A 25,196-nucleotide genomic window follows, 5' to 3' on the forward strand; every position below is an offset into this window, starting at 1 on the left:
CCTCGGTGGCCTTTTTTTAATGGCGCCAGTTCCTATTGTGCGGCCCCAAGGGGATACTTCCGTGACTATTTTGCCGGGAGCAAAATAGAACATCGTCGCTTTTGACGATGGCCCGAAGGGCGAAGGGCAGGAAGCCCGGAGTAACGTGGCCAGTAGGTGCTGGCGTAGTAGCTAAAATCCTATAATTAGCCCAATAAGCTAATACAAGAAAGGTCACCTCGGTGACCTTTTTTATGTCTAAAATATCTTAATAATTAGTCTGGTTCACATTGATCCTTATTGGTTTCTTCTGCTGTAACTGTAAATGCGAATAACAATTGCCCGGCTAATTCCAATACCGCCTCGCTGGGTACGTGCCTAGCACCAATCACTTCAATACTATAATCCCCATAGGTAAATATATTTAGGAATAAATACATTAGGCCTTGTGCATTTAATACGATTTCTTCTTCCACTACAGAACCGTCTGGGGTGGTAATGGCAATAGTTAACGCAATATCAATAAATTCTGATTTATCTAAGATGTTTGCCGCTAACAACCATTCCATAATACTGGGTGAGTTTTTACCGTGGTCTGTGTGGTTGACACAGACTTTGGTTTCTTCAGGAGCAAAACTAATTTGTTCAGCTAGCGTTTCAAATGAGCCTGATTCTGCCACGGTATAACCTAAGCGTTTATGTTCAGCATCTGTATACTCAATACGAATATGTGATTCAGGGTTAATGCCTTGGGGGGCAATTGTGAATATCAGTTCATCTTTAATTGGATTGTCACTAAATACCCGAACACCGCCTGGTATATCTTCAATTTGTAAGCCTTCAGGTAAGCCCTCAGGAAATGTAAAATCGATCCAGCGTGGTTTTTGTAAGCCTAATATAAATTCAAAATCATATATTTGCCCCACCAAATCATCGGGTAAATCTAACAAAATTTGATACTGACCGTCGCCTTTTAGTTGATACAAGCTATTGGTAGCAAAGCGTGTAGTTTGTTCGTGAACATGAATATTTTTTGTGGCTTCTTGTTCTTCAGCTAGTTTGTCGTCAGCGGCAGTAGCGGCCTCAGCAGCGGCGTTCCAACTATCGGTATCTATACCGACTAGATTGTCTAAGAATGTCATTTCATCAGTAGCGAAATATTTTCCATCTGCACCGAGTCGGTTAAAGTGTTTGGTATCTTCGCTTGAGCCGGTGTAGATGTTTTCTACCAAGTCTTTCACATTGGGTACAAACCCACCACTGAAGCACGAGACCATTTCCATCATGATGTGTACACCACCATCAGATAAAGGTTTCAGCAAATCTCTAAAAGCATCGTCCCACAGCACTTCTTTGCCCCAAAGATTGATACCTTCGTGGAAAGCTATTTGATCGGTTTTATCGCCATCCAAATTCCAGTCGACACCGCCGTCAATGATATCGATAAAATAATCGCCGTTAATATCGCGGCCCATTTCTTGCCATGCTTCGCCAACTAAGCGCTCTGCTACATAACGCTCACCGTCCCAGCGGAGTAGCACATCGTTTTTGCCATCACCATCGGTATCCCAACTGTTGCTATAATAGACTCTATCGCCAAGCGAGCGGTCGATTAACCAAGAGACCGGAATACCCCAATCGCTATCTGTGGTATCACCGTCACCGTTAATATCTAAACCGCCTAACTCGGTTTCACTTACTATATTGTCGCCATTAGAGTTTTCACCGCGGTATATCCACTGCTCTCCATTCCATTTATAGACAAAGACATTGCCTGTTTCATCTTTCTTAATGAGCCAAGTTTGTTCTTGAAACACAAAGGAGTCAGAGATAACTCGGGTTTTAGTCCTTGCATCAAACGTAAAAGTATTTTCATCATGCAATTTACCATTGTTGGCTTCGTCCCCTGAAAAAGCAGGACGCGCACCTACATATCCTTGTTGTTGGTTATTTCCTATGCCATGGTCGGTGACAAATATGGTTAAGGTGCAACTACCAGGCATGTCATTGGCAAGCTTTTCAAAATGCGCTTTGATTTCTTCGTTTGTGGTTTTTTGGTCAACTATATTGCTACCGTTAACTGATATCTCGCCACCGTCGTTATAAAATACTTCTATTTGCTCATCTGTAAACCCTAAGTCTTTCATTTTATTGAACTTGGCGACCACATTGTTTTCATAACGTTTGTGATTGTTGGACTTATCTACCCCCCCACTGATGATCACAGCACGATCACAATCCTGCGCTTGTGTGCCGGTTAATTGGGTTTTAAATTGAGGTGTCGGTAATGTGGCAAATAAGTCACTTTCCGGGTAATTGTGCTGTAAGTCGGATGTTTTTGGTGAATTTTCAGGGGATAAGTTAAACTTTAAGAAGATATTGTCCCATGAATTATTTTGCTCAAAGGGTTTAAGTAATGAATACTTTTCAACTGTAATTAAAGGTGTTGGTTGTATAGACATTTCGCCCGATTCTGTGGCGTAATCTTTAATTTCTCCGTAAACCATAATCATATCACCTTGCCAAGAATCAGGCGGCAACACCCCATCAAGACGTAAAAAAGTGTGATGAGGAAAGGCTTCATCGACTTCTAAGCGCAGCACGTTATCCACTAAAAATGCGTCACCATCTTCATTGATATCGGTGTTGCCGAAGTAACCCATCACCCAGACTTTGTCGCCTAAACGCTGCTGATATTCAAAATACAATTCATTGATCAAAAGTGAATCTTCTAGCAATGCCGTGGCTACTTCGTTGCCCTTCACTGGGTTAACTACGACTTCTGTTGTGGCAGTAGCTGTTGCACCATCATTGTCGCTAATGGTGACTTGAAACATGAGGGTTTCTAACGCGTTTAAGGTTGGTGAGGTAAAGGTTGGTGAAACTACAGAGTTATCAGATAGGGCTACTGCAGTACCAGCACTTTGGCTCCATTGATAACTCACAATAGTGCCATCAGAATCGTTACTTGCGCTGGCATCTAGAGTGACTAACACCGCTTTATCGACACTTTGATTACTACCTGCATTGGCAATAGGGGGAATATTGCTGTTTTCAGAGAGCGAGCTGTCGTTATCACTGCTCCCACAGGCTAATAAAGAAATAAAAAAGGCGATAACGACTAGCCTAATGAGTAGATGTTTTTTAGCTTTCATGAAATCCTTCCAAACAAGCCTTAACTTGAAATTAATTAAACGCCAAATGGCCATTCCAGATGGCACTTAAAGATATAAGTCAGCTTGATAGATTTGTTTTTGAAAGCTTTTGAAAAGTTGTGAAAGTAAGTTAAATCAACCGCTTATATTGAAAGTGGCAGCGGTTTTTGGCTCGTTTTCAAAAAACGGCAAAACTAATTGGTAAAGTTTCTGGGCTTCGACTGCGACCCCCTGACCTTGGTATTGCTCAATAATGTTCTGCTGAGTTTGGGTAAGCACTATGGTGTAAAACAAAAAAGGGGTGTGGTTATTTTTCTCCCGTAGAGATTTAAGCAAGTTGAGCCCGGCTAATACTTCGCCATCGCGACCCATATCAGAAATAATGACATCAAATTCATACAGCTCAAGGCTGGTGAGTGCTTCCTCAGTGCTATTAACTTGATAAACAGTGATGTTTTGCTTTTCTAGATAACGTTTCTCAGTAAGATTGTTATGAGGGTTATCGTCTACCCATAGAAGACGTCCAATCGAATCTACTGGTTCACTTTTTTGTAATGGTTGCGGCTGATTGCTAACTAAAAGCCAAGCTACGCCACATATCAACATTAAACCTGCAAATAATGTCCATTTTCCTTGTGTACTCATCATAAATGGTAGGGCTGGTGTATGTTTAATTTTAGTTTGCACAGGTTGCGCTTCTATTTTTACAATTTGGTCTCCTAGGTCGCTAGCTAAACGATATCCTCGACCATGTAAGGTTTGAATCACTTCTTGCTGATAACCATATTGTTTAAAAAGTTGTCGAGCTTCTGACACTAATTTAGAAATAGACCAATCAGACACTACAGTATCAGGCCAGAGTGTTTCAATAAGTGCACTTTTGCTGCAATGATTGGGGTAATGATTAACTAGTTCAATGAACAAGTCAGGCAAGCGTTGGTCTGCCTTCACTACTTTGTTGTGAATGCTTAACTGTTTACTCAGAGTATTGATTTCAAAACAAGCAATTTGATATATCATATTAATTAACGCTTAAGGGGTAATACCATCATAGCCCTAAACTTTAATCAGATCTAATGCACTACAAAGCATATGAATTGATGTCGAGTTGTTGACCAATAGTTAGTTTTTTCAAAGCGGCAGACTGATTTTCGTGTGTTGTTTAATGTTATTGGCAAAGACTAACGGGTCAAGCAAAATAATGGCGCAAGGTTGCTAGCCATATTTTTAATAAAAGGCTTAAATAAAATTTTAGACTCAGAAGAGATGCAACGCTTCTAAGTGTCAATTAATCATCTTATTAGGAAGGTAAACATGCAATATAGCGTGCTAGGTAGTAGTGGGGTAAAAGTCTCGAGAGTGTGCTTAGGTAGTATGACTTGGGGATTACAAAATTCGCAAGTAGAAGCAAATGAACAAATCGAATACGCCTTAAACCAAGGCGTAAATTTTATTGATACAGCTGAGCTATACCCAGTTCCACCTTCCGAGGATAAATATGGTGGAACTGAAACCATAATTGGAAACTGGCTCGCTCAGAATCCGACTCGACGAAAGGATTTAATACTCGCCAGTAAAATAGTGGGTCCTGGATTGCCTTACATTCGAGGTGGCTCAAAAATTACAGGTGAAAGTGTTATCGAAGCGGTTGATGCTTCACTAAAGCGCTTACAAACTAGTTATATTGACCTATTCCAATTGCATTGGCCAAACCGTCTTTCTCCGCATTTTTCCAAACATTGGCCGGGAAAAGTCAAGTTTTCTAGCGTTGAGACTGAGCAAGAAACCAACGGCATGTTGGAGATCTTACAAGCCCTTGATAGTTGTGTGAAAGCAGGAAAAATTCGTTTTTGTGGCTTATCAAATGAAACGCCTTGGGGCATCAATGCTTATCTGAAGTTAAGTCAACAATATGCCTTACCAAGAATGGTATCGGTTCAAAACGAATTCAGTTTATTACATGCCAAAGATTGGCCGTATTTAATCGAGAATTGTGTCCGTGAAGACTTAGCCTACTTGCCTTGGTCCCCATTAGCGGGTGGGGTATTAAGTGGCAAGTATTTACAAGGTAACTTGCCCAAAGGTAGCCGTTGGACCTTTGAACAAAGAAATGGCATTTTCCGTGATACGCCCGCTACTCATGGGGCTACTGCAAGGTATGTAGATCTAGCGAAAACTTATAAACTCACGCCTTCGCAACTTGCTTTAGCTTGGTGTGATCAAGTGGATGGCGTCACTTCAACAATAATTGGTGCCACCAATATGGTGCAATTAAAAGAAAACATTGCCGCTTTTAGCAACCCACTATCACAGGAACTTGTATCTGCTGTTGGGCAAGTGTTTAGGGAATATCCAGTTCCATTTTAAGCTTTAGACCTATAACACCCCGTTGTTTTGATATTCGAATTCTGAGGTGTTATAGGTAGCTATCCATGGTTAAGCGGTCGCAGTGCGCAATTACAAATTGATGCAAGTGATAGCTTTGTAATGCCGTAGATCTATTTTATTCTAATGCTACGAACAGTAACAAAAGAAGACATCTCTAATTATGATTTTTAAAAACAACCCCTTTGTTTTTGCTACCGCTTTATTTGCTCTGTTGTCGTTTAATGTACACAGCACAATAGTAGAAATACGTACCTCACTTGGTGTGGTTGAAGTGAATTTGTTTGATAATACAACCCCTGCCACAGTCGATAATTTTTTAAGTTACGTTAATTCTGGCGCCTACTTTAATAACGTAGTGCATAGATCTGTAGGTGGATTTATCGTGCAAGCAGGTGGATACCAATACAATGGGCCAATAACCGGTAGTTTCGCCCTCGACGAAATCGAAAAAGGTAGTTCGGTTGTCAACGAACCCAAGTTGTCTAACGTTCGTGGCACGATCGCTATGGCGAAATTAAGCAATCAAGCGAACAGTGCGACTTCAGAATGGTTCATTAACTTGTCAGATAATAGCGCAAATTTAGATTTGCAAAATAGCGGTTTTACGGTGTTTGGGCAAGTAACAGACGAGGGAATGCAAGTAATCGATGCTATTGCTGAATTAAGTTTGATGAATGCTGGCGGCGCTTTTAGTGATCTACCGATCCGAAACTATACGCAAGCAGACGTTGATAATGATGAAGCCATTACCGATGAAAATTTGGTGATCATTTCCGACATAGTTGTCATTGATGCACAAGCCGCTACGGCTGCCAACCTCAACCCAGCGGCTAATACTCTAATTACAGCGACCAATGGTAGTGGTGATTCAGGTTCCGGTGGTGGCGCTTTTGGCTGGTTATTGTTGCTAGGTCTCGCAATGGTTTATAGAAATAGACGACTGAAGTTGTAATTAACGCGGTTACTCTTCACGCTTAATATGTTGCAGCGACAAGAGTGCGGCATGTATCGTTCGCGGGCAGTGTAGCTGCCCTTTTACGGCCTCTAGCGACGTCATAAAAAGGTAGTAATAGAATGTTTAATGGTGTGCTTACAAGTCGTTAGAGCGCGCTATCACGTCAAAACGATTCGTTAATAGCCAACACCGCTTTGTGATTCAGAGCGGCTAATAAAATGCTTCAAAACCCTTATAGTCGCTTGGCCTGTTTAGTCGAGCTACGACATCATTCCTGATAAATTTAAGAAAACAAAGATTGCTAACTAACCTGATGTGATGGTCTCCTCCCACCTTAACGGCATCTTCTATTAACGGGTTGGGTGTGTCTAAGGTATTTTTGAAGAACTCAGGGTAGGGATTTACATGTTGATATCGCAGTTTTATCAAACTGCAAGCCTCACACAAATACAGGCAAGGCTTGCAGTTAATATGTTATTTTATTTCGATTAGCTCAACTTCAAATAACAAAGTAGCATCAGGACCTATAGTTGGACCGCTACCTTTTGCTCCATAAGCTAGATCAGATGGAATAGCTAGTTCAAACTTGTCACCTACATTCATTAATTGTAGGGCTTCTACCCAACCTTTAATTACGCCTGTCACTGGGAATTCAGCGGGTTGGCCTCTTTTGTAAGAGCTGTCAAATTCAGTGCCGTCAGTCAACGTACCAGAATAATGCACCACAACAGTTTTATCTGAAGTTGGCATTTCACCATCACCGGCTACGATTTCTTTATATTGTAAACCACTTTCTGTTACCACTACGCCTTCTTTTTTAGCGTTTGCTTCAAGATAGGCCTGCCCATCCGCTTTATTTTTAGCGCTGGCTTCTTGTTGTGCAAGTAGTTGTTTCTCTTGGGCTTGTTTCTGTACCGTTGCTACTGCTTCTTGAATTTGTTCTTGAGTTAAGCGTGGATCTGCACCTGACATTACATCATTAACTGCCAAAACGAAGGCATCCACATCCAAAGAAAGTTCATCATTCTTAAATTGACCGGCTAAGTTTGTTCCTACTATATAACTCAGTTTCTGCTCAAGAGTAGTTAAAGCGCTATCAGTTGCAGCATCGCCTGCAACCTCTGGAGCTTCTGCTGTTTTAGATTCTGGTGTTGTTTTGTCATTGCCACATGCAGCTAAAAATAAAGAAGATGCCGTCAAAAAAGCAAGAGTGTTTAATTTCATGTATTTTTCCTATTTTGGGATGGGATTAATGGGTGTAGATAAACTGACCTATTAATTTAAAATCATAAAGAGCAGAATTATTTATGTCATAGCTACCATATGGTGCCGAGTCACAGTATTCAAGCCTAAAGGGAAGATAAGATCAAAAAAGCCCCATTAATTCATATTAATAGGGCTTTTTAAATCAATTAAATAATTTACTTCTTAGCAGCTTCACGTTCTTTGGTTTCTGCAATTACTTTCTCTGACACATTTTGTGGACAAGGATTGTAATGAGAGAATTCCATTGAGAACTGACCACGACCAGAAGTCATAGTACGTAAGCTTCCGATATAACCAAACATTTCTGCAAGTGGGATATCAGCTTTAACACGCACACCTGTAGCGGCAGCTTCTTGATCTTTTATCATGCCACGACGACGGTTTAAGTCACCAATAACGTCACCAACGTGATCGTCTGGCGTAAATACGTCAACTTTCATGATTGGTTCAATTAACTGAGGACCAGCCTTAGGAATTGATTGACGGAACGCGCCTTTAGCAGCAATTTCAAAGGCAACGGCTGATGAATCAACTGCGTGGAATCCACCGTCGAATAACTCAACTTCAACGTCTAATACTGGGAAGCCAGCTAGAACACCTGTATCCATCATGCCAGCAAAACCTTTTTCGATAGCTGGGAAGAATTCTTTAGGTACGTTACCACCAACTACTGTTGAGGTGAAAGTAAAACCAGAATTTGGCTCTCCAGGCTTGATACGGTAGTCGATTTTACCGAATTGACCAGAACCACCAGACTGTTTCTTATGGGTATAAGAATCTTCAACTTCTTGCGTGATAGTTTCACGGTAAGCCACTTGAGGTTCACCTACAACTAAGTCAACACCGTAAGTACGCTTAAGGATGTCTACTTTGATATCTAAGTGAAGCTCACCCATTCCTGAAAGGATGGTTTCACCTGAATCTTGGTCAGTTTCAACGCGGAAAGTAGGATCTTCAGCTACCATTTTACCAATAGCGATACCCATTTTTTCAGTTGAACCTTTATCTTTCGGTGTTACCGATATAGAGATTACTGGCTCTGGGAATACCATAGCTTCAAGGATGATTGGATCTTTAGGATCACACAAAGTGTGGCCCGTTTGAACGTTACTCTTCATACCTACGATCGCGATAATGTCACCGGCTTGAGCCGAAGAAAGTTCATTACGGTCGTCAGCTTGCATTTCACACATACGTCCAATACGCTCTGTTTTACCAGTCGCAGCGTTCAATATTGTGTCACCTTTCTTAAGTGTACCTGAGTAGATACGCACGAAAGTTAGTGCACCAAAACGGTCATCGGTGATTTTAAAGGCCAAGGCTTTAAAGGTTTCTTTAGGATCAACAAGTGCGAATTTGCCAGTTGGTTCACCTTCTTCATCGGTAAGAGGTTGAGGATCAACTTCTGTTGGTGAAGGTAAGTAGTCAACCACTGCATCTAAGATAAGTTGTATACCTTTGTTTTTGAACGCCGAACCGCAATAGGTTGGGAAGAAGTCCATAGTACGCGTACCTTTACGGATACAACGTTTAATTTCTTCAATAGACGGCTCTTCGCCTTCCATGTAAGCCATCATTAGGTCATCGTCTTGCTCTACAGCAGTTTCGACTAACATTTCACGATACTCTTCTACTTTATCGACCATGTCCGCAGGCACATCTTCAATTTTGTAGTTTTCTGGAAGACCAGTGTCATCCCAGATATATGCTTTGCGAGTTAGCAAGTCAACTACACCTACGAAATCATCTTCGATTCCGATAGGTAGAACCATTACTAGTGGGTTAGCAGCTAGTACGTCTTTAGTTTGTTTAACTACGCGGTAAAAATCAGCACCCATACGGTCTAATTTGTTTACGAAGATAATACGTGCGACTTCTGAGTCATTCGCATAACGCCAGTTAGTTTCTGATTGTGGTTCAACACCACCAGAACCACAGAATACACCGATACCGCCATCTAGTACTTTAAGTGAGCGATAAACTTCAACTGTGAAGTCAACGTGCCCAGGAGTATCGATAACGTTAAAGCGGTGGTCGTCCCAAAAACAGCTAACGGCTGCTGATTGGATAGTAATTCCGCGCTCGGCTTCTTGTTCCATGAAATCGGTAGTAGATTCACCGTCATGTACTTCACCAGTCTTATGAATTTGACCAGTAAGTTTAAGGATTCGTTCTGTAGTAGTTGTTTTACCCGCGTCAACGTGGGCAAAAATACCTATATTTCTGTACTTTGCTAAATCTGTCATTGTTCCAACTTCAGTCTGAGTAAAATTTGCGCGGGATTATACAAGATATTTTGACTAGATGCCGAATTTCTTTTGTATAAAAATCAGCTAATTGGAATAACTCACTTGTAATAGGGTTTATTAGGGCGAAAATATGCAGAAATTACGGTCTTTTCTGCAATTGAAAACTGGCAAGAATCTTTACGTCATTGGCATAACGCGATTACGCCCCAATCGTTTGGCTTCATAAAGTTGTTTGTCGGCTTTTTCTATAAGTGCCAGAGGATTCATTCCTGTTGTCAGTTCAGCTACGCCAATTGAGGCTGCGATGTCGCCTAATACCTCGCCACTACGCTTGTCTTTCACCCCTATTTTTTCAATGGCTTTACGCATTGATTCGGCTAAACGTCTTGCTTTCGCTAGATCTGAATTTGGGACAATAATAGCAAACTCTTCACCACCAAAACGAAACGCTTGAGCACCGTCTCTACAAGTGGCTTGTAGTTTTTTTGCCGTCGCTTTTAATACTAAGTCACCCATAACATGGCCGTAGTTGTCATTGATTTTTTTGAAGTGGTCGAGATCAACTAATAATAAACATAAATTGGGCTGTAAAGATTGAGTCGCGAGCTCTTCATCAAAATAACGGCGATTGCATAGTCCCGTGAGTGCGTCGTATAAAGCCTCTTGTTTACTTTGCTCAAGTTGACCTCGTAATGCTGTAATTTCTTTTTGTGCCTCGGTTAAGGCTTTATTAAATCCGATGGTACTGCGCCTGATGTTTTGTGTATCTCTTACTAAATTACGTACTAAGGCCATAACTTCTTTAACCGACAATCCCTCTCTTTCTACTTTCGCAAGGCCATCAACACAAGTGTCCATCGATTCCTTAAAACTAATGGTTTCCGAGCGTGTATCTTGTAACGATTGAGATAACTCAATAAGCATAGCTTCCACCGATTGTCGTAACTCCCAAGCTGTCACTTCTTCAGTTTCTGCTAAATAACTACGATACAGCTCCTTGGTTTTAGTTTCTGAGAGCTGTAATTTGTTATCTATTACATAATCGATTGCTGTTTTTAACTCGGGCGATTCATTAGCAACATAGGTATACCAAAGTGCATAATTGGTGGGGATGGCAGAAATTTTATGTTTCAGCAAAAGTGGAATAGTTTGTTTTAGAGTAGCGAAAGATTTTTCTAAATTGTTGTCTGCCATTAAATAAGTCCTTTATCTCTAGTATTTTTAGAACCATTAATATATCTCAGGATATAGGTTTACGCGCTCAATATTAAGTGTTGTCCTAGTCACGCTTAGATGTTGATTAACAATCGCTTAACTTGACATGATACTAACTCATCTTTAATTTAAAAGTCATCTATTCTGCTACTGGTATGATTGTTTTATGCGCCATTATATAGTTGTATTTATTTACTTTTTTATTGCCACTAGCAGCTATGCACAGGACAAAAAAGATAGCGAAGAAGTTGTACAATCAACAACATTGCAGCCTCTGCCATCTCATTGGCAACAGTCGCGAATCAATGAGCCCGTTTTTGACGGTGAAGTTCATGTAGTCGAAACGGGGAAAAAACATAAAGAAACCATTATCCTAGTGCACGGTCTAGGATACAGTGGTTTACGTGATTGGTCGGATGTCATTCCACAACTTGAGTCTGAGTATCATGTCATCGCCTTGGACTTGCCCGGATTTGGGGAGTCAGATCCTACCTCGTTGCAGCTTGCCCCGCGACGTTATGCACAGTTGCTTAAGTGGCTGATTCCGCAGTTTTCCTCTCAAAAAGCAATACTCATTGGTCATTCTATGGGCGCGGCAATCAGTTTACGCTTTGCGTCACAGTTTCCCGAAATGGTCGAGCGCTTAGTCATGGTAGATACTGCTGGGGTGCTACATCGCTCAGTATTTGTGCGGCACATGACTCAAATGCCAGATCGTTATGAATGGTTAGCAAGATATCAACAGCAGTTTGATTTTGTCGATACAGCAGTCAGCAGGTTTAATCGCTTTATTGATAGAGTTAGCGGTTCTGTGCTAAATCGCTTAGACCGATTACCCGACCCTACGCAAGTATTGCTACAAAATGAATATGCGCAGCAATATGTATATAAGGATCGCCCTACTTTGAATGCGGCCCTTGGACTTATAAACGAGGATTTTTCTGAGGCCATAGATAGTCTTGTGGTGCCTACGCATATTATTTGGGGTGAATTTGATCGAGTTGCACCTCTTAGAACGGGAGAAATACTCCAGTCTCAAATAATCCATGCTGAGTTAAATGTTATTCACGAGGCTGGGCATGTGCCAATGAAGGATAAGCCTGCGGAATTTATGCGCAAACTAAATTACGCATTAAATAATCCTCCTTTCAAGACACCACACTCAAATACTCTAGAAACTGAGAAATTACCTACTCTTACATGTAATAACCAAAATGAACGGTCATACAGTGGACATTATGCCTTTGTTTATATCAGTGGCTGTAGATATATTAACTTAACAGACCTCTATGCCGAGCAAATTTATATTGAGAACTCAGACGTCACTATGCAGCAGGTTGTTGCTAAGTCAGACAGTTTAACTATGGAAGTGATTGACTCTTTTGTCACTATGACTAACGTGCAATTACAAGGAGAAACAGCATTGAGAGTGGCCGGCAGTACCCTTGATGCGGCAGGCTCCGAATTCACAGGTGTAACTCGCCCGATTCAGGTGGTGTCTGATTCACTTATTTATCTGTCAGTGAGCCGCCAATACCACAATGATAAATTTCAGTATCTACACGGAATGTCACAGGGAAATAGTTACAATCTGAGGTAAATAATATCGGCAATTATCAATCTACAAGGTTGTTGTTCGTAAATAATAGGAATGCAAAACAAAAAACAGTTATCATCGTTCTATATACAATTACCCCTAACTTTTGGAGAAAGCAATATGATGAAAAAAGCGTTAGCGATAATAATAGGTTCAGCTATGTTAAGTACATTTTCTGTCGTTGCAGAGCCGGCCAAATCGGCTAAACACGCCAAAGATGTCACCGAGTTTAGACAAGCCATTTTTACACTTGTTAAAAGCAATGTTGGTATTTTAGGTGCCATGAACAAAGGGGCTATCCCATTTGACGCGGAAGCTATGCAAACAAATGCAATGCGTATCGAACAGTTGTCTTTGATGTTGCAAGACTATTTTGCAACTGATACCTCTGGTTTTGATGTTGAAACCGCAGCCTTGGATAAAGTTTGGAAAAACCAAGCCGACTTTAACGACAAAATAAATGCGTTGACTCTGGCCGCAAGCAACCTAAACAAAGTAGCTAAAGCTGGTGATGCCAGTAAATATAAGCCTGCTATTGGGCAGATTTTTAAAAGCTGTAAAGGTTGTCACGATAACTACAAAGCAGACTAAGCTTGACTATTGGGTTTGTAGCACAACTGCAAACCCATTGATTAATAGTAATATCCGTCATCTATTGGAGGCGGATTTATTTCAACTAACCAATATATAAATACCGCCACTAAACACATGATCACTATCGCTTTAATAAGTTGAGAGTGTGAAATGCTGTCTTTTGTTGAGACTGCTTTTTTACCGTCTAACATGGGTTTTATAAGGTTATGTTTGAGAAAAAACAAATACCATCCAATCGCAACCAAATGTAATCCAATGATAGCCAACAACAGATCGAAAATATTGTGATGTAACCACTGCATCCATTGCTGCAAGTCGTCGCTAGCACTGTCGTAATAAGGTCCTGTATATAAAATGTCGTCTGACGTAAATAATCCACTAATGGCTTGTAAACCCACTAAAATGATCACCGCAGGTAATATCAGTCCACCCACAGAGTTGTGACCGATACTGAAGGTATGTTGTTTTGAGCCGATGCTTTTTAAATACGCCAACATAGTTTTAGGACCTGCAATAAAACTACTAAACTTAGCGTACTTAGTCCCCAAAAATCCCCAGATAAGCCGAAATATAATGAGCCCTAACGTAAAATATCCAATATAGAAATGGATATCCATGGCATCTTCCAAAACTTCAGCTGTTAGCCATTGCCCACATAGGCACAACACTAATAACCAGTGAAATAATCTTACGGGAATATCCCAAACTAAGTTTCTTTTCATATTTAGAGATTCTCATTGTCTATTCAATTTATTAATTCAACATGCCTTAACTAGAATGAGCCAAGGCATGTTGAAAACAACCTAATGTACCCAGTGGTGTTTTTGCGCCTTAGCATCTATGGCTTGTTGTGTTGCTTTGGGCATAAACAGTCGATTGTTGTTTTCAAAGAAAAACGCTTTTCGTTGCTCTTTCTTACCCACTTCATTCATGGTTGCAGTCTCATAAACGCGGCCATTTAAAACCGTGTATTCAACAAATTCACTACGAGTGATATCTTTGAGAACATCTCCGTCGATAACCATCAAATCGGCGATTTTTCCCACTTCGATACTGCCTATTTGTTTGTCCATTCCTAAATGAGTGGCGCCGTCTATTGTGCCACCTCTAAGCGCTTCCCAAGGTGTAAAACCACCTTGATTCATTATCCATAACTCCCAGTGAGAAGCTAATCCTTCGCGCTGACCATGTGCGCCTATATGCACACTTACGCCATTATCACGTAAGGTTTTCGCATATTCGGCCACAGTGACATGGTTATATTGGTTTTCTGGTGCGGTAGGACGTCGTATTGAACGTTTGTCTACTAAAAAGCTAGGTGTATAGCGCATTAAGCGTGGATTTTTCCAGACTTCGGTTTTATCGTAAAAGTACTCTTCACCCATCATGCCACCATAAGACACCACAAACGTTGGGGTGTAACCAAATTTAGTTGCTGACCATAAAGCCGTTAAATCATCATAACCTTTGGCAATAGGTAATGAATGTTCTAACCCAGTGTGTCCGTCGACTAACATTGTTATATTTTGTTGCAGTTTACCGCCGCCTTCTGGCACTACCATCATGCCGAGAGCTTTTGCGGCAGCTAAAACCTGTTGGCGAGTATCCCGTCTTGGTTGATTGTAACTTTTAACAGAAATAGCACCCGTGTCTTTTAATCGTTGCATATGAAATAAAGCATCATCGTAACTATTGATAATTGCTTTGTACCCTAAGCCTTCAGCACCGTATAAAATAGTACCGGTTGAATAAATGCGAGGCGCCAAGATTTCTCCGGCTTTTTGTAACTCTGCCGCAGAGAAAATTTCTGTGGTGTCATTAGACGGATCGTGAATAGTGGTTACCCCAAATGCTAGATTTGAATACATGCTCCAGTTTTGCTGAGGTATAATTTCATAACTGCCCTGTGAACCATGAGCATGGGCATCGATAAGCCCCGGTAGTATGGTTTTTCCTTTAGTATCAATCAGTAATGTTTCATCGGGGATTGATACTTCTCCTGATTTACCTACTTCGATTATTTTATTGTCTCGGATTAACACTACGCCATTTTCAATCACTTCACGTTGTCTATTGGCGTCTCTCATAGTAACGACAGTGCCACCTACTAATGCTTTATAACCTGATGGTTTGTCGGATTTATGTTGGAACGATAAATCAATTCCTTCGGTGACTGGCTCTGGTAATTTATCTGGCGCGCCTTCTAAAAACGCAAAGGCATCTTGTAATTTGCGTTCATAGAAAGTTGCACCGTGGTACCAACTCACCGCTTGGTTATCGGCGCTCCAAGTCAGAAATTCTCCAGCGCGGCTCGATATTTGTTTAACAGGCAATGAAGACATATTCGGGCCAATTTTGACGCGTTTACCTGTATCTACAAACGGCGCAATATAGGCATTGTATTGATAGACAAACGCGACCCATTTTTTGTCGTGTGAGAGGCGATACTCCGTGACTTCATTGGCTCCATACAAATGTTCACGTTTATCTTCGCCGTTTAAGTCGACGCTCACAAGTTGGCTTTCCGCATAACTACTTCCCGGGACTGAGGTGGTTAAATACACGCGTTTATTGTCGCCAGAAAAATGAGGGGCGGAGCCAGATTTGGCAATACGTTTAGTGATTTTACTTTTTAGATCGAGTACGTAAACTCCTGGGTCGACAGAATATTCAGGGCTAAGTAAGTAACCGCCCGTCACTTTTTTGTAAGTGACTAATTTACCATCGGTGGAAAAGGAAGGTGAAATGTAATGACCTGGCGTGGTGGTTAATGTTTTACCTTTTCCGCCGCGGGCTCGCACCATTTTTATACTGCCTAATTCCTGGTCGTGCCACGTGGTGTAGAGGATAGACTTACCATCATTGGAATAGCGGGGGTAAAGCTCTTCATGATCATTTTGTTTAGTCAAACGTTTAGTTTTACCTGACTTAATATCTTTAACATAAAGTTTACCCAAAGCTTGAAAAAGTATGCTTTTTCCATCGGGAGATTTTTGGGCCCAGCGTGTCATTTTTATAGGGAAATTATCGGGAGCAACATCTACATCAAAACGCACTGCATCGGCGTATCGTAGTTCAGTTTGAACATTCACCTCTATTGTGGCCACAGATAAGTCTTTAACGTTTAATTTATGGAAAGTACCCGCTGTCCAGAAAACGATATGTTTAGAGTCGGGTGTCCAGTCAAAATATGCAAAATAACCCTCAGAGCCAAAACCCTCTTGCATGTCACGTTCGAGATCCATGTATAAAGGTGTTTCCATACCTGTGGTTAAATCCTTAACAAAAAGTACGGTTTTCTGTTTTACTCTGCGGATAAATGCAAGGTGTTTACCATCTGGAGAGGGAGTGGGAACTACCGCCCCACCTGTACCACTTACAAAACGCTCTTCTTCACCCGTTGCTAATTCGTAGCGGGTAATGGCAAAAATGCCTTTTAAGGGGTCACGATTGTAACTAAAGGTGCTTCCAGCAGTTATGTCTTGGGTGAAATACAAATATTTTCCGTCAGGTGAGAAAGCGGGGTCGGCAATATTTTTTTGATCTTTTTTACCATTTACTCGCTTTTTAATCGGTAAACCGTCGCCGCCACTATGATGATAAAGCCAAATTTCTCCAGCTGGGATGCTTCGACTCGACATTATTCCTTTGCTTACTGCTATGTATTGTCCGTCTGGGCTCCACTTGGGGGAATGGATAAGGTTATGCTTTTCGGTACTGAGTTGTTTCAAGTTGGTACCGTCTTGGTTCATGACCCAAAGGTTAGATAATCCGCCACGGTCTGAGATAAAAGCGATTTTTTCTCCATTGGGGCTAACGGCAGGGTGTATATTCCATGCAAAATCTTGAGTAAGGGCCTTGGATTTTCCACCATTTATATCAGTGATATAAATATCTCCAAGCATATCAAACACTATACTTTTACCATCAGGGGCGACGTCTAGGCTAGACCAAGTGGTTTTGTTTGTATCGATAGATACCGTTGCTAAATCAAGAGGTGGGTTCAGAACATCCCAGTCTTGATTTTGTTGCGCTGGTTCTGCAGATAATGATTCTTCATCTTGTTCGGTTTGGCTAAATGTCAAAAATGAAAAGCATAATGCAGAGGTTATTCCGGCCGCACGCAGCAGGTTTTTGTTGAAGGATGACATATTGAATTCCCTAGTTTTTTAGATTCTTTCGTGGGTTTATATTGACGTTAATTAAATGTCGTGGAATCAAAATACAATATCACTATGGCTTTTATCTACAAGTGATGCGTTTGAAAATGCCCTAAACTGATTTAAGCGCGCTGTATAGGATTCAGCACAGCCCATTTTGTTCTGATTTACCAGCTTAAATATTGATAAAAAACACCATTTTATAGGGCGGTAACAGTGCATTTATAGTGAGGTAAATAATTACCCGGTGCCGCTAATAATTTGAATTTGCGGAATATCTGTATCACCTTTTATTACTTTTAGAATCCCGTCTTGGGTAAGTGTTCGCATGCCGTCTGCCATGGCTTGATCTTGCATGTCATGTACAGAGGCCTCTTTATATACTAAAGAACGTAACTCCCCAGTCATTGACAATAATTCGTGCACACCTGTTCTGCCTCTATAACCTGTATCTCCACATTCATCGCAACCTTTGCCTCTGTATAGCATGAGTGGCTCAGGTAAATTAAGCTCTGAGATATATTCTTCGCCATATTGGCGTTTAATAAAGGCTAAGTCCGTTTCGCTTGCAGGGTATTTCTCTTTGCAATTTGGACAAATGGTTCTAATCAAACGTTGCGCTAAAATACCCACACAAGCATCTGAAAAGTTGACTGGATCAAGCCCCAAGTCTAACAGTCGAGAAATTGTTTCTGGAGCCGAGTTGGTATGCAGTGTAGAAAATACTAAGTGCCCTGTAAGTGAAGCTTCGATACCTGCATGGGCGGTTTCTTTATCACGCATTTCACCAATTAAAATAATGTCAGGGTCGGCACGTAAAAAAGCGCGTAAAGCATTGGCAAAAGTAAAGCCTATTTTGGCGCTGACTTGGACTTGCTGTAAGCCCGGTTGGGTTATTTCAACTGGGTCTTCTGCAGTCCAAATTTTCTTTTCCGGTGTATTTATGTGTCCTAAAACAGCATGCAATGTTGTGGTTTTACCCGAACCAGTCGGTCCTACTACTAACATGATCCCATGAGGTTTTTGTACTAGTTCAAGAATTTTTTCATGATTGCGGGGGGACAAGTTTAGTTTGCTTAGTGGCATAGCACCACCGGCAGCTAATATCCGCATTACCACGCCTTCGCCGGCAATGGTCGGGATAGTTGCGACCCGCACTTCAATGAGTTGCCCTGACATTCTGAACGACAATTTACCATCTTGAGGTACGCGCTTTTCAGCGATGTTCAGATTTGACATGATTTTAATACGGGCGATGACAGCACTGTGGTGAGATGCTGGCACTTGAGTGACATCCCTACAAACCCCATCTATACGCATACGTACTCGAGTGGGTGCGTTTTTTTCGGGGTCAACGTGAATATCCGATGCGTTAAGACGTTTGGCATCATGTAGCACTCTGCTAACTAGTCTCACAACAGCAGGCGCATCGTCTGACATTTCATCAGTTTGTTCGTCTAATTCATCAGCACTAGTACCAATTTCATCGAGGATCTCGTCCATTGCCCCAGGACCCGCTCCACCGCCTGCGGCTTCTCCTAAATACTGCAGTATAATGTTAGGCAAACTAACTGATATTTCGTAACTATCTATCCCTAAAGCACTTTCAATTTCCATTAATAAAGTGGCGTTATTAGGCTCTGACATCAATACAATGGGATTTTCGTTTACATCAGCTAATACCGCTACAAAATTGCGCTTTAAGTAAGATAAATTAAGTTTACTGTCGCTTTGATACAGGTGATATTTGTCGGGTAAGTAGGCTAAATAAGGTACTTGGAAGTGAACTGATAAAGCGTTACCTAAGTCATCTTCCGGCACTCTGTGTTCAGATGTTAAGCGTTGTACTAACTGACGGCTGTCATGACTGGTTTCTTGTAGCTTTTTTAATTCCTTTTCAGCAATAAGATTGCGGTGCACTAAATAATCAAAGGGTTGACTGGTTCCACCTAATTCGTAACGAAACTTTCTTCCCATGATTTCTGCAATAGCGTTGGCAAGGGCAAGATCATCTTCAGTAAAGGACGAATCTTTTTTATTGATGATTTGCATTACGCCCATCAGAACACCAGAATCAAGGATAGGAATACAAATAATATTGCGTGTCTTAAAGGTTGAGCCTTTGTCGAATTTATCTGCAAAATTAAGGCGCTTATGAATACTTGCTAGTTCTTCTTTATTGTAGGGGTCGTTAATAATCAGAGGTAATTGACTCAACGCAACATAGCCTGCAATTGACATAGGGCTAATAGGTACTTTGATTTCCCGTGTTTCTTTTCCCGTTTTAAAGCGCGCTACTAAGTCTTGATGCTGGCGGCGACGCTGAAAAATACTCATACGTTCAGCATCAAATAAACCCAAAACAAAGGGTTCTAACTTATGATAGGCATCCATAAGAGAGGGATACGTCTTAAGTAGCTGGTTGATGCGATCGAGATGATTTTGATTAACGTCTGCGTTCATAAATTTTTTCAGTGTGCGTCTTTGCTGTTTTTCTTCTAGGTATTTAAGCACTTACTATAACCGAGCATTCACTTACAGCAAACTACTTCTACTTTATTCTCAATGATCCGATACTATTGCTTTGCACTAGTTCACTTATTAATGATTATTTCAAAAGCGTTGAACACTCCAACTTAGTGCAATAAGCGCTATCATCGCCGAACCAATTTTGACTCCATACTGTTGATACCAGTTTCGCTTACTAGCCAAAATTAGTAGTGGCAACACTATTATCAGAATCATAAGTTGCCCCACCTCTACGCCTAAATTAAAAGAGAGTATCGACAATAATTTTTGATCTCGGGCTAACCCTAACTCACCTAATACTCCGGCAAACCCCATGCCATGCAATAGACCAAATGCGAAAGTAATCCAGCCAAGCCTAATAATAACCGGCCAAATATTATTCAGGGCCGTCAGCAAAACTGAAATTGCAATGCCTAGTTCAACCCATCTACTGTTTGGCACAATTAATTCCATTGCCGTCGCGGTGAGTGTAAGTGAGTGGGCTAATGTAAATGCAGTCACAATCCAAGCAGCGTTTTTGTATACGCTCTTGTTATTGGTTGCTTGTTTCCAGTGTTGTTCTTCTCGACTTAAAGCACAAGTTAGTAATAAGGCTATGAGAAATAAAATATGATCTATTCCCATAAAAATATGCAATACACCTTGATAAACATAAAGTGTAAAGGTTTCCCATTGCGAGGCTTGGGTAAAATCAACTACAAAACTCTCGTCTTCTTTTTTAATAACACCACTTACAGAACTGTTGTTATCTTCGACGTAGATTAGAAGGCTATGGGCGTTATCTTGTTGAAAAATGGCACTGTAGTTTATTGTCAGTTGCTCTGACTCAATTGGGCATGACCAATTAAAGTTAGCAACCATATAGTGTTCATCAAAGTGTTCGCTGACTTGCAGTGGCGGTGTGAAAGTGATGATACAGGGACTTTGTTCAACCATAAAATGCATATGTTTCTTTAAGTAACTTACGACTGCAGTTTGTTGACTTTGGATTTCCGCTAATAATAGTTGCTTAACAGTATTGTCGCCCAAAGCAAGACTCGTTTCTAAATCAGACCATCGAAGCTGGATTTGTCCTTTGTTAATCTGCATATCCTTAGTATCCAGATTGAGGTAGCCCGTACTTGTTTGATGGGCATTGGCATAACCAGCTAAAAGTATCCACATAGTAGCGATGATATAACGAAAAACAGCACTAACTGACAACGTGGTGTGTGGATGCTTCATTGGTATTGATTCCTTTAAAAACAATCTGACTACTTGGTTAATCTAGCTTAACTTCATTTGCTACCATTTCAGAGCAGTATGTAATAGAGCTGAATAAGGCGAGGCGGCAAAACGAATATGATATCTGACCTAATATCACAACACATAATAAATAATTAGGTGTCATTCGAAAACTCAGGCTGGGCAACAGATATTGACGTAAATAGGATCAACAAATAAGGCGCGTCAGGTATTTTCATTGCTTAAGCGGTTGCATTCTATTTATTGGTATGTATAATGCGCGCCCACTGTCCCACTAACTTGTTAGTAGCGACGTGATTAACGGGCGGTTATCTAGGTCAATTAGTGCTTGTCACTACTTTAGATAATCTCTAGCAACAAATGTTTACATAGGTTGCACGTTGATACTAAAACAGGACCCCAATTGGGGGTTAGCAGTTTACACACATCCTCCTATCAATATTAATTGATGGCGTGGGTGATTTTTTTTGTTCTTTCGGTTGGAGCTTAATCGATGCCAAATCAAAGAATTCGTATTCGTTTGAAAGCGTTTGATCACAAGTTGATCGATCAGTCTACGGCTGAAATCGTTGAAACTGCGAAACGTACAGGTGCTCAGGTTAGCGGTCCCATTCCTCTACCTACACGTAAAGAGCGTTACACAGTACTTACTTCACCTCACGTAAATAAAGATGCGCGTGATCAGTATGAAATTCGTACACATAAACGTTTGGTGGATATCATTGAACCTACTGATAAAACAGTAGATGCGTTGATGAGATTGGACTTGGCTGCCGGTGTTGATGTTCAAATCAGCCTGGGCTAACAAGAGAGGGTTTTAACATGGCGATTGGTCTTATCGGTCGTAAAGTAGGTATGACTCGCATCTTCACTGAAGATGGTGTGTCTATTCCTGTGACTGTGATAGAAGCCACCCCGAATCGTGTTACTCAGTTACGTACTGAAGAAACCGACGGGTACAAAGCGCTTCAAGTAACAGCTGGCGATAAAAAAGCTAACCGCGTAAATAAAGCTTCAGCAGGTCATTTTGCTAAAGCTGGCGTGGAAGCAGGTCGTGGGTTGTGGGAGTTTCGTTTAGACAACAATGAAGGTGAAGGCATAGAAGTTGGCAGTGAAATCACTGTTGAAATTTTTGCTGAAACTAAATTGGTTGACGTTGTCGGAACTTCTAAAGGTAAAGGTTTCCAAGGTGCGATTAAGCGCTGGAACTTTAGCCACCAACGTAACACACATGGTAACTCATTGTCGCACCGTGCACCGGGTTCGATTGGTCAAAACCAATCACCAGGTAAAGTTTTCAAAGGTAAGAAAATGGCCGGTCAGATGGGTAACAAACGCGTAACTATGCAGTCTTTGGACGTAGTGCGAGTAGATGCTGAGAACAACCTTTTATTAGTTAAAGGTACAGTTCCTGGTGCTCCTGGCGGCGATGTCATTATCAAAGCTGCTATCAAAGCGTAACGTCTGGGGAGTTAAGTGATGGAATTAGTATTGAAAGACGCTAAAGGCGGTCTTGAAGTATCCGAAGCAACTTTTGGACGTGATTTTAACGAAGCTCTAGTACATCAAGTAGTAGTAGCATTCGGTGCTGGAGCTCGTCAGGGTTCTAAAGCGCAAAAAACACGCTCTGAAGTACGCGGTGGTGGTGCCAAACCTTGGCGTCAAAAAGGAACAGGTCGTGCCCGTGCTGGTACAATCCGTAGTCCTATCTGGCGTTCTGGTGGTGTAACTTTTGCAGCGAAGCCTCAGGATCACAGTCAAAAGGTTAACAAGAAGATGTACCGTGGTGCGATACAAAGCATCCTTTCTGAATTGGTACGTCAAGAACGTTTAATCGTAGTTGAAAAATTTGCAGTTGAAACACCTAAAACTAAAGAATTAATTTCTAAGTTGAAAGAGTTTGAACTTAAAGATGTACTTATTGTGACATCAGAAGTAGATGAGAATTTATTCTTATCTGCACGTAACTTATATAAAGTTGACGTTCGTGATGTTCAGGGTATTGACCCAGTAAGTCTTATTGCATTCGAAAAAGTATTGATGACTGCTGATGCAGTTAAACAATTAGAGGAGTCGCTAGCATGATAAATGAAGAGCGTCTACTTAAGGTGTTATTAGCACCACATGTTTCTGAAAAAGCAACGCTATCTGCTGAACTAAACAACACTGTTGTTTTGAAAGTAGTCAAAGATGCGAACAAAGAAGAAATCAAAGCAGCAGTTGAAAAATTGTTTGAAGTTGAAGTTGATTCTGTTCGTACCCTAAACGTTAAGGGTAAAACCAAACGTCATGGTGCATCTTTCGGCAAGCGTAAAGACTGGAAAAAAGCCTACGTCGTGCTTAAAGAAGGTCAAGACATCGACTTTGCTGGCAGCGAAGGTTAAGAAGGGGATTAGATATGCCATTATTGAAAGCTAAGCCGACTTCAGCTGGTCGTCGTCACGTAGTTCAGGTTATTAACCCTGACCTACACAAAGGCGCACCTTATGCTCCTTTGCTTGAAAAGAACAGCAAATCGGGTGGTCGTAACAACAATGGTCGCATTACCGTGCGTCACATTGGTGGTGGTCACAAGCATCATTATCGTGTTATCGATTTTAAACGTAACAAAGACGGCATTCCTGCCAAAATTGAACGTTTAGAATACGATCCAAACCGTTCTGCTAATATCGCTTTGGTATTATATGCAGATGGTGAGCGTCGTTATATTTTAGCTCCAAAAGGTGCTAAAGCTGGTGATGCAATCCAATCAGGTTCTGATGCACCGATTAAATCAGGTAATACTTTACCAATGCGTAACATTCCAGTAGGTACTACGGTACACGCTATTGAAATGAAGCCTGGTAAAGGTGCTCAAATTGCTCGTTCTGCAGGTACTTACGCTCAGATACTAGCGCGTGCCGAGGGTTATGTAACTCTTCGTTTACGTTCTGGTGAAGTGCGCCGAGTATTAGCAGATTGCCGTGCCACCATTGGTGAAATCGGTAATGCAGAACACATGCTACGTTCACTTGGTAAAGCCGGTGCGAACAGATGGCGCGGTATCCGCCCAACTGTACGTGGTGTTGCCATGAACCCTGTTGATCACCCACATGGTGGTGGTGAAGGTCGTACCTCTGGTGGCCGTCATCCTGTTTCACCTTGGGGCGTTCCAACTAAGGGTAAGAAAACACGTAGTAACAAGCGTACTGATAAATTAATCGTACGTCGTCGTAATAAGTAACAGCGAGGATTCACCATGCCACGTTCTCTCAAGAAGGGTCCATTCATAGACCTACACTTGCTGAAGAAGGTTGAGGCTGCAGTGGAGAAAGGCGAGAAAAAACCAATTAAGACTTGGTCTCGTCGCTCTATGATCATCCCAGATATGATTGGGTTGACCATTGCGGTCCATAACGGTCGTCAACACGTTCCTGTATTTGTCAGTGACGAAATGGTCGGCCATAAATTGGGCGAATTTGCTCCAACGCGTACTTACCGTGGCCATGTCGCGGATAAGAAAGCCAAGAGATAGGAAATAGATTATGGAAGCTTTTGCTAAACATCGTCATGCTCGTACCTCTGCTCAAAAGGCTCGCTTGGTAGCAGATCAAATTCGTGGTTTACACGTTGAAAAGGCCCTTGAAGTTTTGGCTTATAGCCAAAAGAAAGGTGCCGATCTAATCAAGAAAGTATTAGAGTCAGCGATTGCGAACGCCGAACATAACGAAGGTGCAGATATCGACGAATTGTCAGTATCACAAATCTTTGTTGACGAAGGTCCAACTATGAAGCGTATCAAGCCAAGAGCCAAAGGCCGTGCTGATCGTATATTTAAGCGTAGCAGTCACATCACTGTTGTTGTGTCTGATAACTAGGAGAAAG

The 25,196-nt window shown here is 41.3% G+C and carries 20 protein-coding genes; 11 read left to right on the forward strand and 9 right to left on the reverse strand.

What is annotated here, in order from left to right; all coding sequences use genetic code 11:
* Window positions 1-254: 254 nt before the first annotated feature.
* Window positions 255-3,134: a PKD domain-containing protein gene (locus KO534_RS02165; protein ID WP_215926724.1), complete on the reverse strand. Its 2,880-nt coding sequence runs from the start codon at window positions 3,132-3,134 to the stop codon at window positions 255-257.
* A gap of 135 nt (window positions 3,135-3,269) precedes the next feature.
* Window positions 3,270-4,154, reverse strand: a complete 885-nt coding sequence (locus tag KO534_RS02170) for a response regulator (protein ID WP_215926726.1) — start codon at window positions 4,152-4,154, stop codon at window positions 3,270-3,272.
* A 294-nt stretch (window positions 4,155-4,448) separates the two neighbouring features.
* Between KO534_RS02170 and KO534_RS02175 the strand changes: the two genes are divergently transcribed.
* Together KO534_RS02175 and KO534_RS02180 are read left to right on the forward strand one after the other, a co-directional pair.
* Window positions 4,449-5,501, forward strand: coding sequence for an aldo/keto reductase (locus KO534_RS02175; RefSeq protein WP_215926728.1), 1,053 nt, complete (start codon window positions 4,449-4,451; stop codon window positions 5,499-5,501).
* A 181-nt stretch (window positions 5,502-5,682) separates the two neighbouring features.
* Window positions 5,683-6,474: a peptidylprolyl isomerase gene (locus KO534_RS02180; protein WP_215926730.1), complete on the forward strand. Its 792-nt coding sequence runs from the start codon at window positions 5,683-5,685 to the stop codon at window positions 6,472-6,474.
* 477 nt (window positions 6,475-6,951) lie between these two features.
* Here KO534_RS02180 and KO534_RS02185 read toward each other — a convergent pair whose 3' ends face one another.
* The 3 genes from KO534_RS02185 to KO534_RS02195 form a co-directional block, all read right to left on the reverse strand.
* Complete coding sequence (locus tag KO534_RS02185) at window positions 6,952-7,701, reverse strand: FKBP-type peptidyl-prolyl cis-trans isomerase (protein WP_215926732.1); 750 nt, start codon at window positions 7,699-7,701, stop codon at window positions 6,952-6,954.
* 197 nt (window positions 7,702-7,898) lie between these two features.
* Entirely contained in the window at window positions 7,899-9,989 is a 2,091-nt protein-coding gene (gene fusA / locus KO534_RS02190; protein ID WP_215926734.1) for an elongation factor G, read from the reverse strand.
* A 180-nt stretch (window positions 9,990-10,169) separates the two neighbouring features.
* A complete protein-coding gene (locus KO534_RS02195; RefSeq protein WP_215926736.1) occupies window positions 10,170-11,186 on the reverse strand; it encodes a GGDEF domain-containing protein in 1,017 nt (338 codons plus the stop codon).
* Between the two features lie 187 nt (window positions 11,187-11,373).
* On the opposite strand from KO534_RS02195, the gene KO534_RS02200 reads away from it, so the two are divergent.
* Together KO534_RS02200 and KO534_RS02205 are read left to right on the forward strand one after the other, a co-directional pair.
* Window positions 11,374-12,807, forward strand: coding sequence for an alpha/beta fold hydrolase (locus KO534_RS02200; protein WP_215926738.1), 1,434 nt, complete (start codon window positions 11,374-11,376; stop codon window positions 12,805-12,807).
* Between the two features lie 117 nt (window positions 12,808-12,924).
* Window positions 12,925-13,395 (forward strand): c-type cytochrome, encoded by a 471-nt coding sequence (locus tag KO534_RS02205; protein WP_215926740.1) that lies wholly within the window; start codon window positions 12,925-12,927, stop codon window positions 13,393-13,395.
* 41 nt (window positions 13,396-13,436) lie between these two features.
* Here KO534_RS02205 and KO534_RS02210 read toward each other — a convergent pair whose 3' ends face one another.
* From KO534_RS02210 to KO534_RS02225, 4 genes are all read right to left on the reverse strand, one after another.
* Window positions 13,437-14,120 carry a cytochrome b/b6 domain-containing protein gene (locus tag KO534_RS02210; protein WP_215926742.1) on the reverse strand — a complete coding sequence of 228 codons (684 nt, stop codon included), beginning with the start codon at window positions 14,118-14,120 and terminating at the stop codon, window positions 13,437-13,439.
* A gap of 81 nt (window positions 14,121-14,201) precedes the next feature.
* Window positions 14,202-17,549 carry an amidohydrolase family protein gene (locus KO534_RS02215; protein WP_215926745.1) on the reverse strand — a complete coding sequence of 1,116 codons (3,348 nt, stop codon included), beginning with the start codon at window positions 17,547-17,549 and terminating at the stop codon, window positions 14,202-14,204.
* Window positions 17,550-17,798: 249 nt separating this feature from the next.
* Window positions 17,799-19,952, reverse strand: a complete 2,154-nt coding sequence (locus KO534_RS02220; RefSeq protein WP_252731933.1) for a GspE/PulE family protein — start codon at window positions 19,950-19,952, stop codon at window positions 17,799-17,801.
* A gap of 219 nt (window positions 19,953-20,171) precedes the next feature.
* Window positions 20,172-21,311 (reverse strand): HupE/UreJ family protein, encoded by a 1,140-nt coding sequence (locus KO534_RS02225; RefSeq protein WP_215926747.1) that lies wholly within the window; start codon window positions 21,309-21,311, stop codon window positions 20,172-20,174.
* 514 nt (window positions 21,312-21,825) lie between these two features.
* Here KO534_RS02225 and rpsJ point away from each other — a divergent pair.
* The 7 genes from rpsJ to rplV are packed head-to-tail and all read left to right on the forward strand — an operon-like array spanning window position 21,826 to window position 25,189.
* Window positions 21,826-22,137, forward strand: a complete 312-nt coding sequence (gene rpsJ, locus KO534_RS02230) for a 30S ribosomal protein S10 (protein ID WP_006012796.1) — start codon at window positions 21,826-21,828, stop codon at window positions 22,135-22,137.
* A 17-nt stretch (window positions 22,138-22,154) separates the two neighbouring features.
* On the forward strand, window positions 22,155-22,793 hold the full coding sequence (rplC, locus tag KO534_RS02235; protein WP_215926749.1) for a 50S ribosomal protein L3: 639 nt from the start codon (window positions 22,155-22,157) through the stop codon (window positions 22,791-22,793).
* Window positions 22,794-22,811: 18 nt separating this feature from the next.
* A complete protein-coding gene (rplD, locus tag KO534_RS02240) occupies window positions 22,812-23,417 on the forward strand; it encodes a 50S ribosomal protein L4 (protein ID WP_215926751.1) in 606 nt (201 codons plus the stop codon).
* On the forward strand, window positions 23,414-23,716 hold the full coding sequence (rplW, locus tag KO534_RS02245) for a 50S ribosomal protein L23 (protein WP_215926753.1): 303 nt from the start codon (window positions 23,414-23,416) through the stop codon (window positions 23,714-23,716). Before rplD ends, rplW begins: the two co-directional genes overlap by 4 nt.
* 14 nt (window positions 23,717-23,730) lie before the next feature.
* Window positions 23,731-24,555: a 50S ribosomal protein L2 gene (gene rplB, locus KO534_RS02250; RefSeq protein ID WP_215926755.1), complete on the forward strand. Its 825-nt coding sequence runs from the start codon at window positions 23,731-23,733 to the stop codon at window positions 24,553-24,555.
* Between the two features lie 15 nt (window positions 24,556-24,570).
* Window positions 24,571-24,846, forward strand: a complete 276-nt coding sequence (rpsS, locus tag KO534_RS02255) for a 30S ribosomal protein S19 (RefSeq protein ID WP_014107406.1) — start codon at window positions 24,571-24,573, stop codon at window positions 24,844-24,846.
* Window positions 24,847-24,856: 10 nt separating this feature from the next.
* Complete coding sequence (rplV, locus tag KO534_RS02260; protein ID WP_215926757.1) at window positions 24,857-25,189, forward strand: 50S ribosomal protein L22; 333 nt, start codon at window positions 24,857-24,859, stop codon at window positions 25,187-25,189.
* The last annotated feature ends 7 nt before the right edge of the window (window positions 25,190-25,196 follow it).

Origin of the sequence: Paraglaciecola arctica (assembly GCF_018861065.1) — a bacterium.
Taxonomy (GTDB): Bacteria; Pseudomonadota; Gammaproteobacteria; order Enterobacterales; family Alteromonadaceae; genus Paraglaciecola; species Paraglaciecola arctica_B.

What these genes read in the sequence shown, in the direction of transcription:
- KO534_RS02210 (WP_215926742.1), bottom strand. Translation starts at nt 14,120, where the DNA reads ATGAAAAGAAACTTAGTTTGGGATATTCCCGTAAGATTATTTCACTGG.
- KO534_RS02225 (WP_215926747.1), bottom strand. Translation starts at nt 21,311, where the DNA reads ATGAAGCATCCACACACCACGTTGTCAGTTAGTGCTGTTTTTCGTTAT.
- KO534_RS02215 (WP_215926745.1), bottom strand. Translation starts at nt 17,549, where the DNA reads ATGTCATCCTTCAACAAAAACCTGCTGCGTGCGGCCGGAATAACCTCT.
- KO534_RS02175 (WP_215926728.1), top strand. Translation starts at nt 4,449, where the DNA reads ATGCAATATAGCGTGCTAGGTAGTAGTGGGGTAAAAGTCTCGAGAGTG.
- KO534_RS02205 (WP_215926740.1), top strand. Translation starts at nt 12,925, where the DNA reads ATGATGAAAAAAGCGTTAGCGATAATAATAGGTTCAGCTATGTTAAGT.
- rplW (WP_215926753.1), top strand. Translation starts at nt 23,414, where the DNA reads ATGATAAATGAAGAGCGTCTACTTAAGGTGTTATTAGCACCACATGTT.
- rplC (WP_215926749.1), top strand. Translation starts at nt 22,155, where the DNA reads ATGGCGATTGGTCTTATCGGTCGTAAAGTAGGTATGACTCGCATCTTC.
- rplD (WP_215926751.1), top strand. Translation starts at nt 22,812, where the DNA reads ATGGAATTAGTATTGAAAGACGCTAAAGGCGGTCTTGAAGTATCCGAA.
- rplB (WP_215926755.1), top strand. Translation starts at nt 23,731, where the DNA reads ATGCCATTATTGAAAGCTAAGCCGACTTCAGCTGGTCGTCGTCACGTA.
- KO534_RS02220 (WP_252731933.1), bottom strand. Translation starts at nt 19,952, where the DNA reads ATGGATGCCTATCATAAGTTAGAACCCTTTGTTTTGGGTTTATTTGAT.
- rpsJ (WP_006012796.1), top strand. Translation starts at nt 21,826, where the DNA reads ATGCCAAATCAAAGAATTCGTATTCGTTTGAAAGCGTTTGATCACAAG.
- KO534_RS02180 (WP_215926730.1), top strand. Translation starts at nt 5,683, where the DNA reads ATGATTTTTAAAAACAACCCCTTTGTTTTTGCTACCGCTTTATTTGCT.
- KO534_RS02165 (WP_215926724.1), bottom strand. Translation starts at nt 3,134, where the DNA reads ATGAAAGCTAAAAAACATCTACTCATTAGGCTAGTCGTTATCGCCTTT.
- rplV (WP_215926757.1), top strand. Translation starts at nt 24,857, where the DNA reads ATGGAAGCTTTTGCTAAACATCGTCATGCTCGTACCTCTGCTCAAAAG.
- KO534_RS02185 (WP_215926732.1), bottom strand. Translation starts at nt 7,701, where the DNA reads ATGAAATTAAACACTCTTGCTTTTTTGACGGCATCTTCTTTATTTTTA.
- KO534_RS02195 (WP_215926736.1), bottom strand. Translation starts at nt 11,186, where the DNA reads ATGGCAGACAACAATTTAGAAAAATCTTTCGCTACTCTAAAACAAACT.
- rpsS (WP_014107406.1), top strand. Translation starts at nt 24,571, where the DNA reads ATGCCACGTTCTCTCAAGAAGGGTCCATTCATAGACCTACACTTGCTG.
- fusA (WP_215926734.1), bottom strand. Translation starts at nt 9,989, where the DNA reads ATGACAGATTTAGCAAAGTACAGAAATATAGGTATTTTTGCCCACGTT.
- KO534_RS02200 (WP_215926738.1), top strand. Translation starts at nt 11,374, where the DNA reads ATGCGCCATTATATAGTTGTATTTATTTACTTTTTTATTGCCACTAGC.
- KO534_RS02170 (WP_215926726.1), bottom strand. Translation starts at nt 4,154, where the DNA reads ATGATATATCAAATTGCTTGTTTTGAAATCAATACTCTGAGTAAACAG.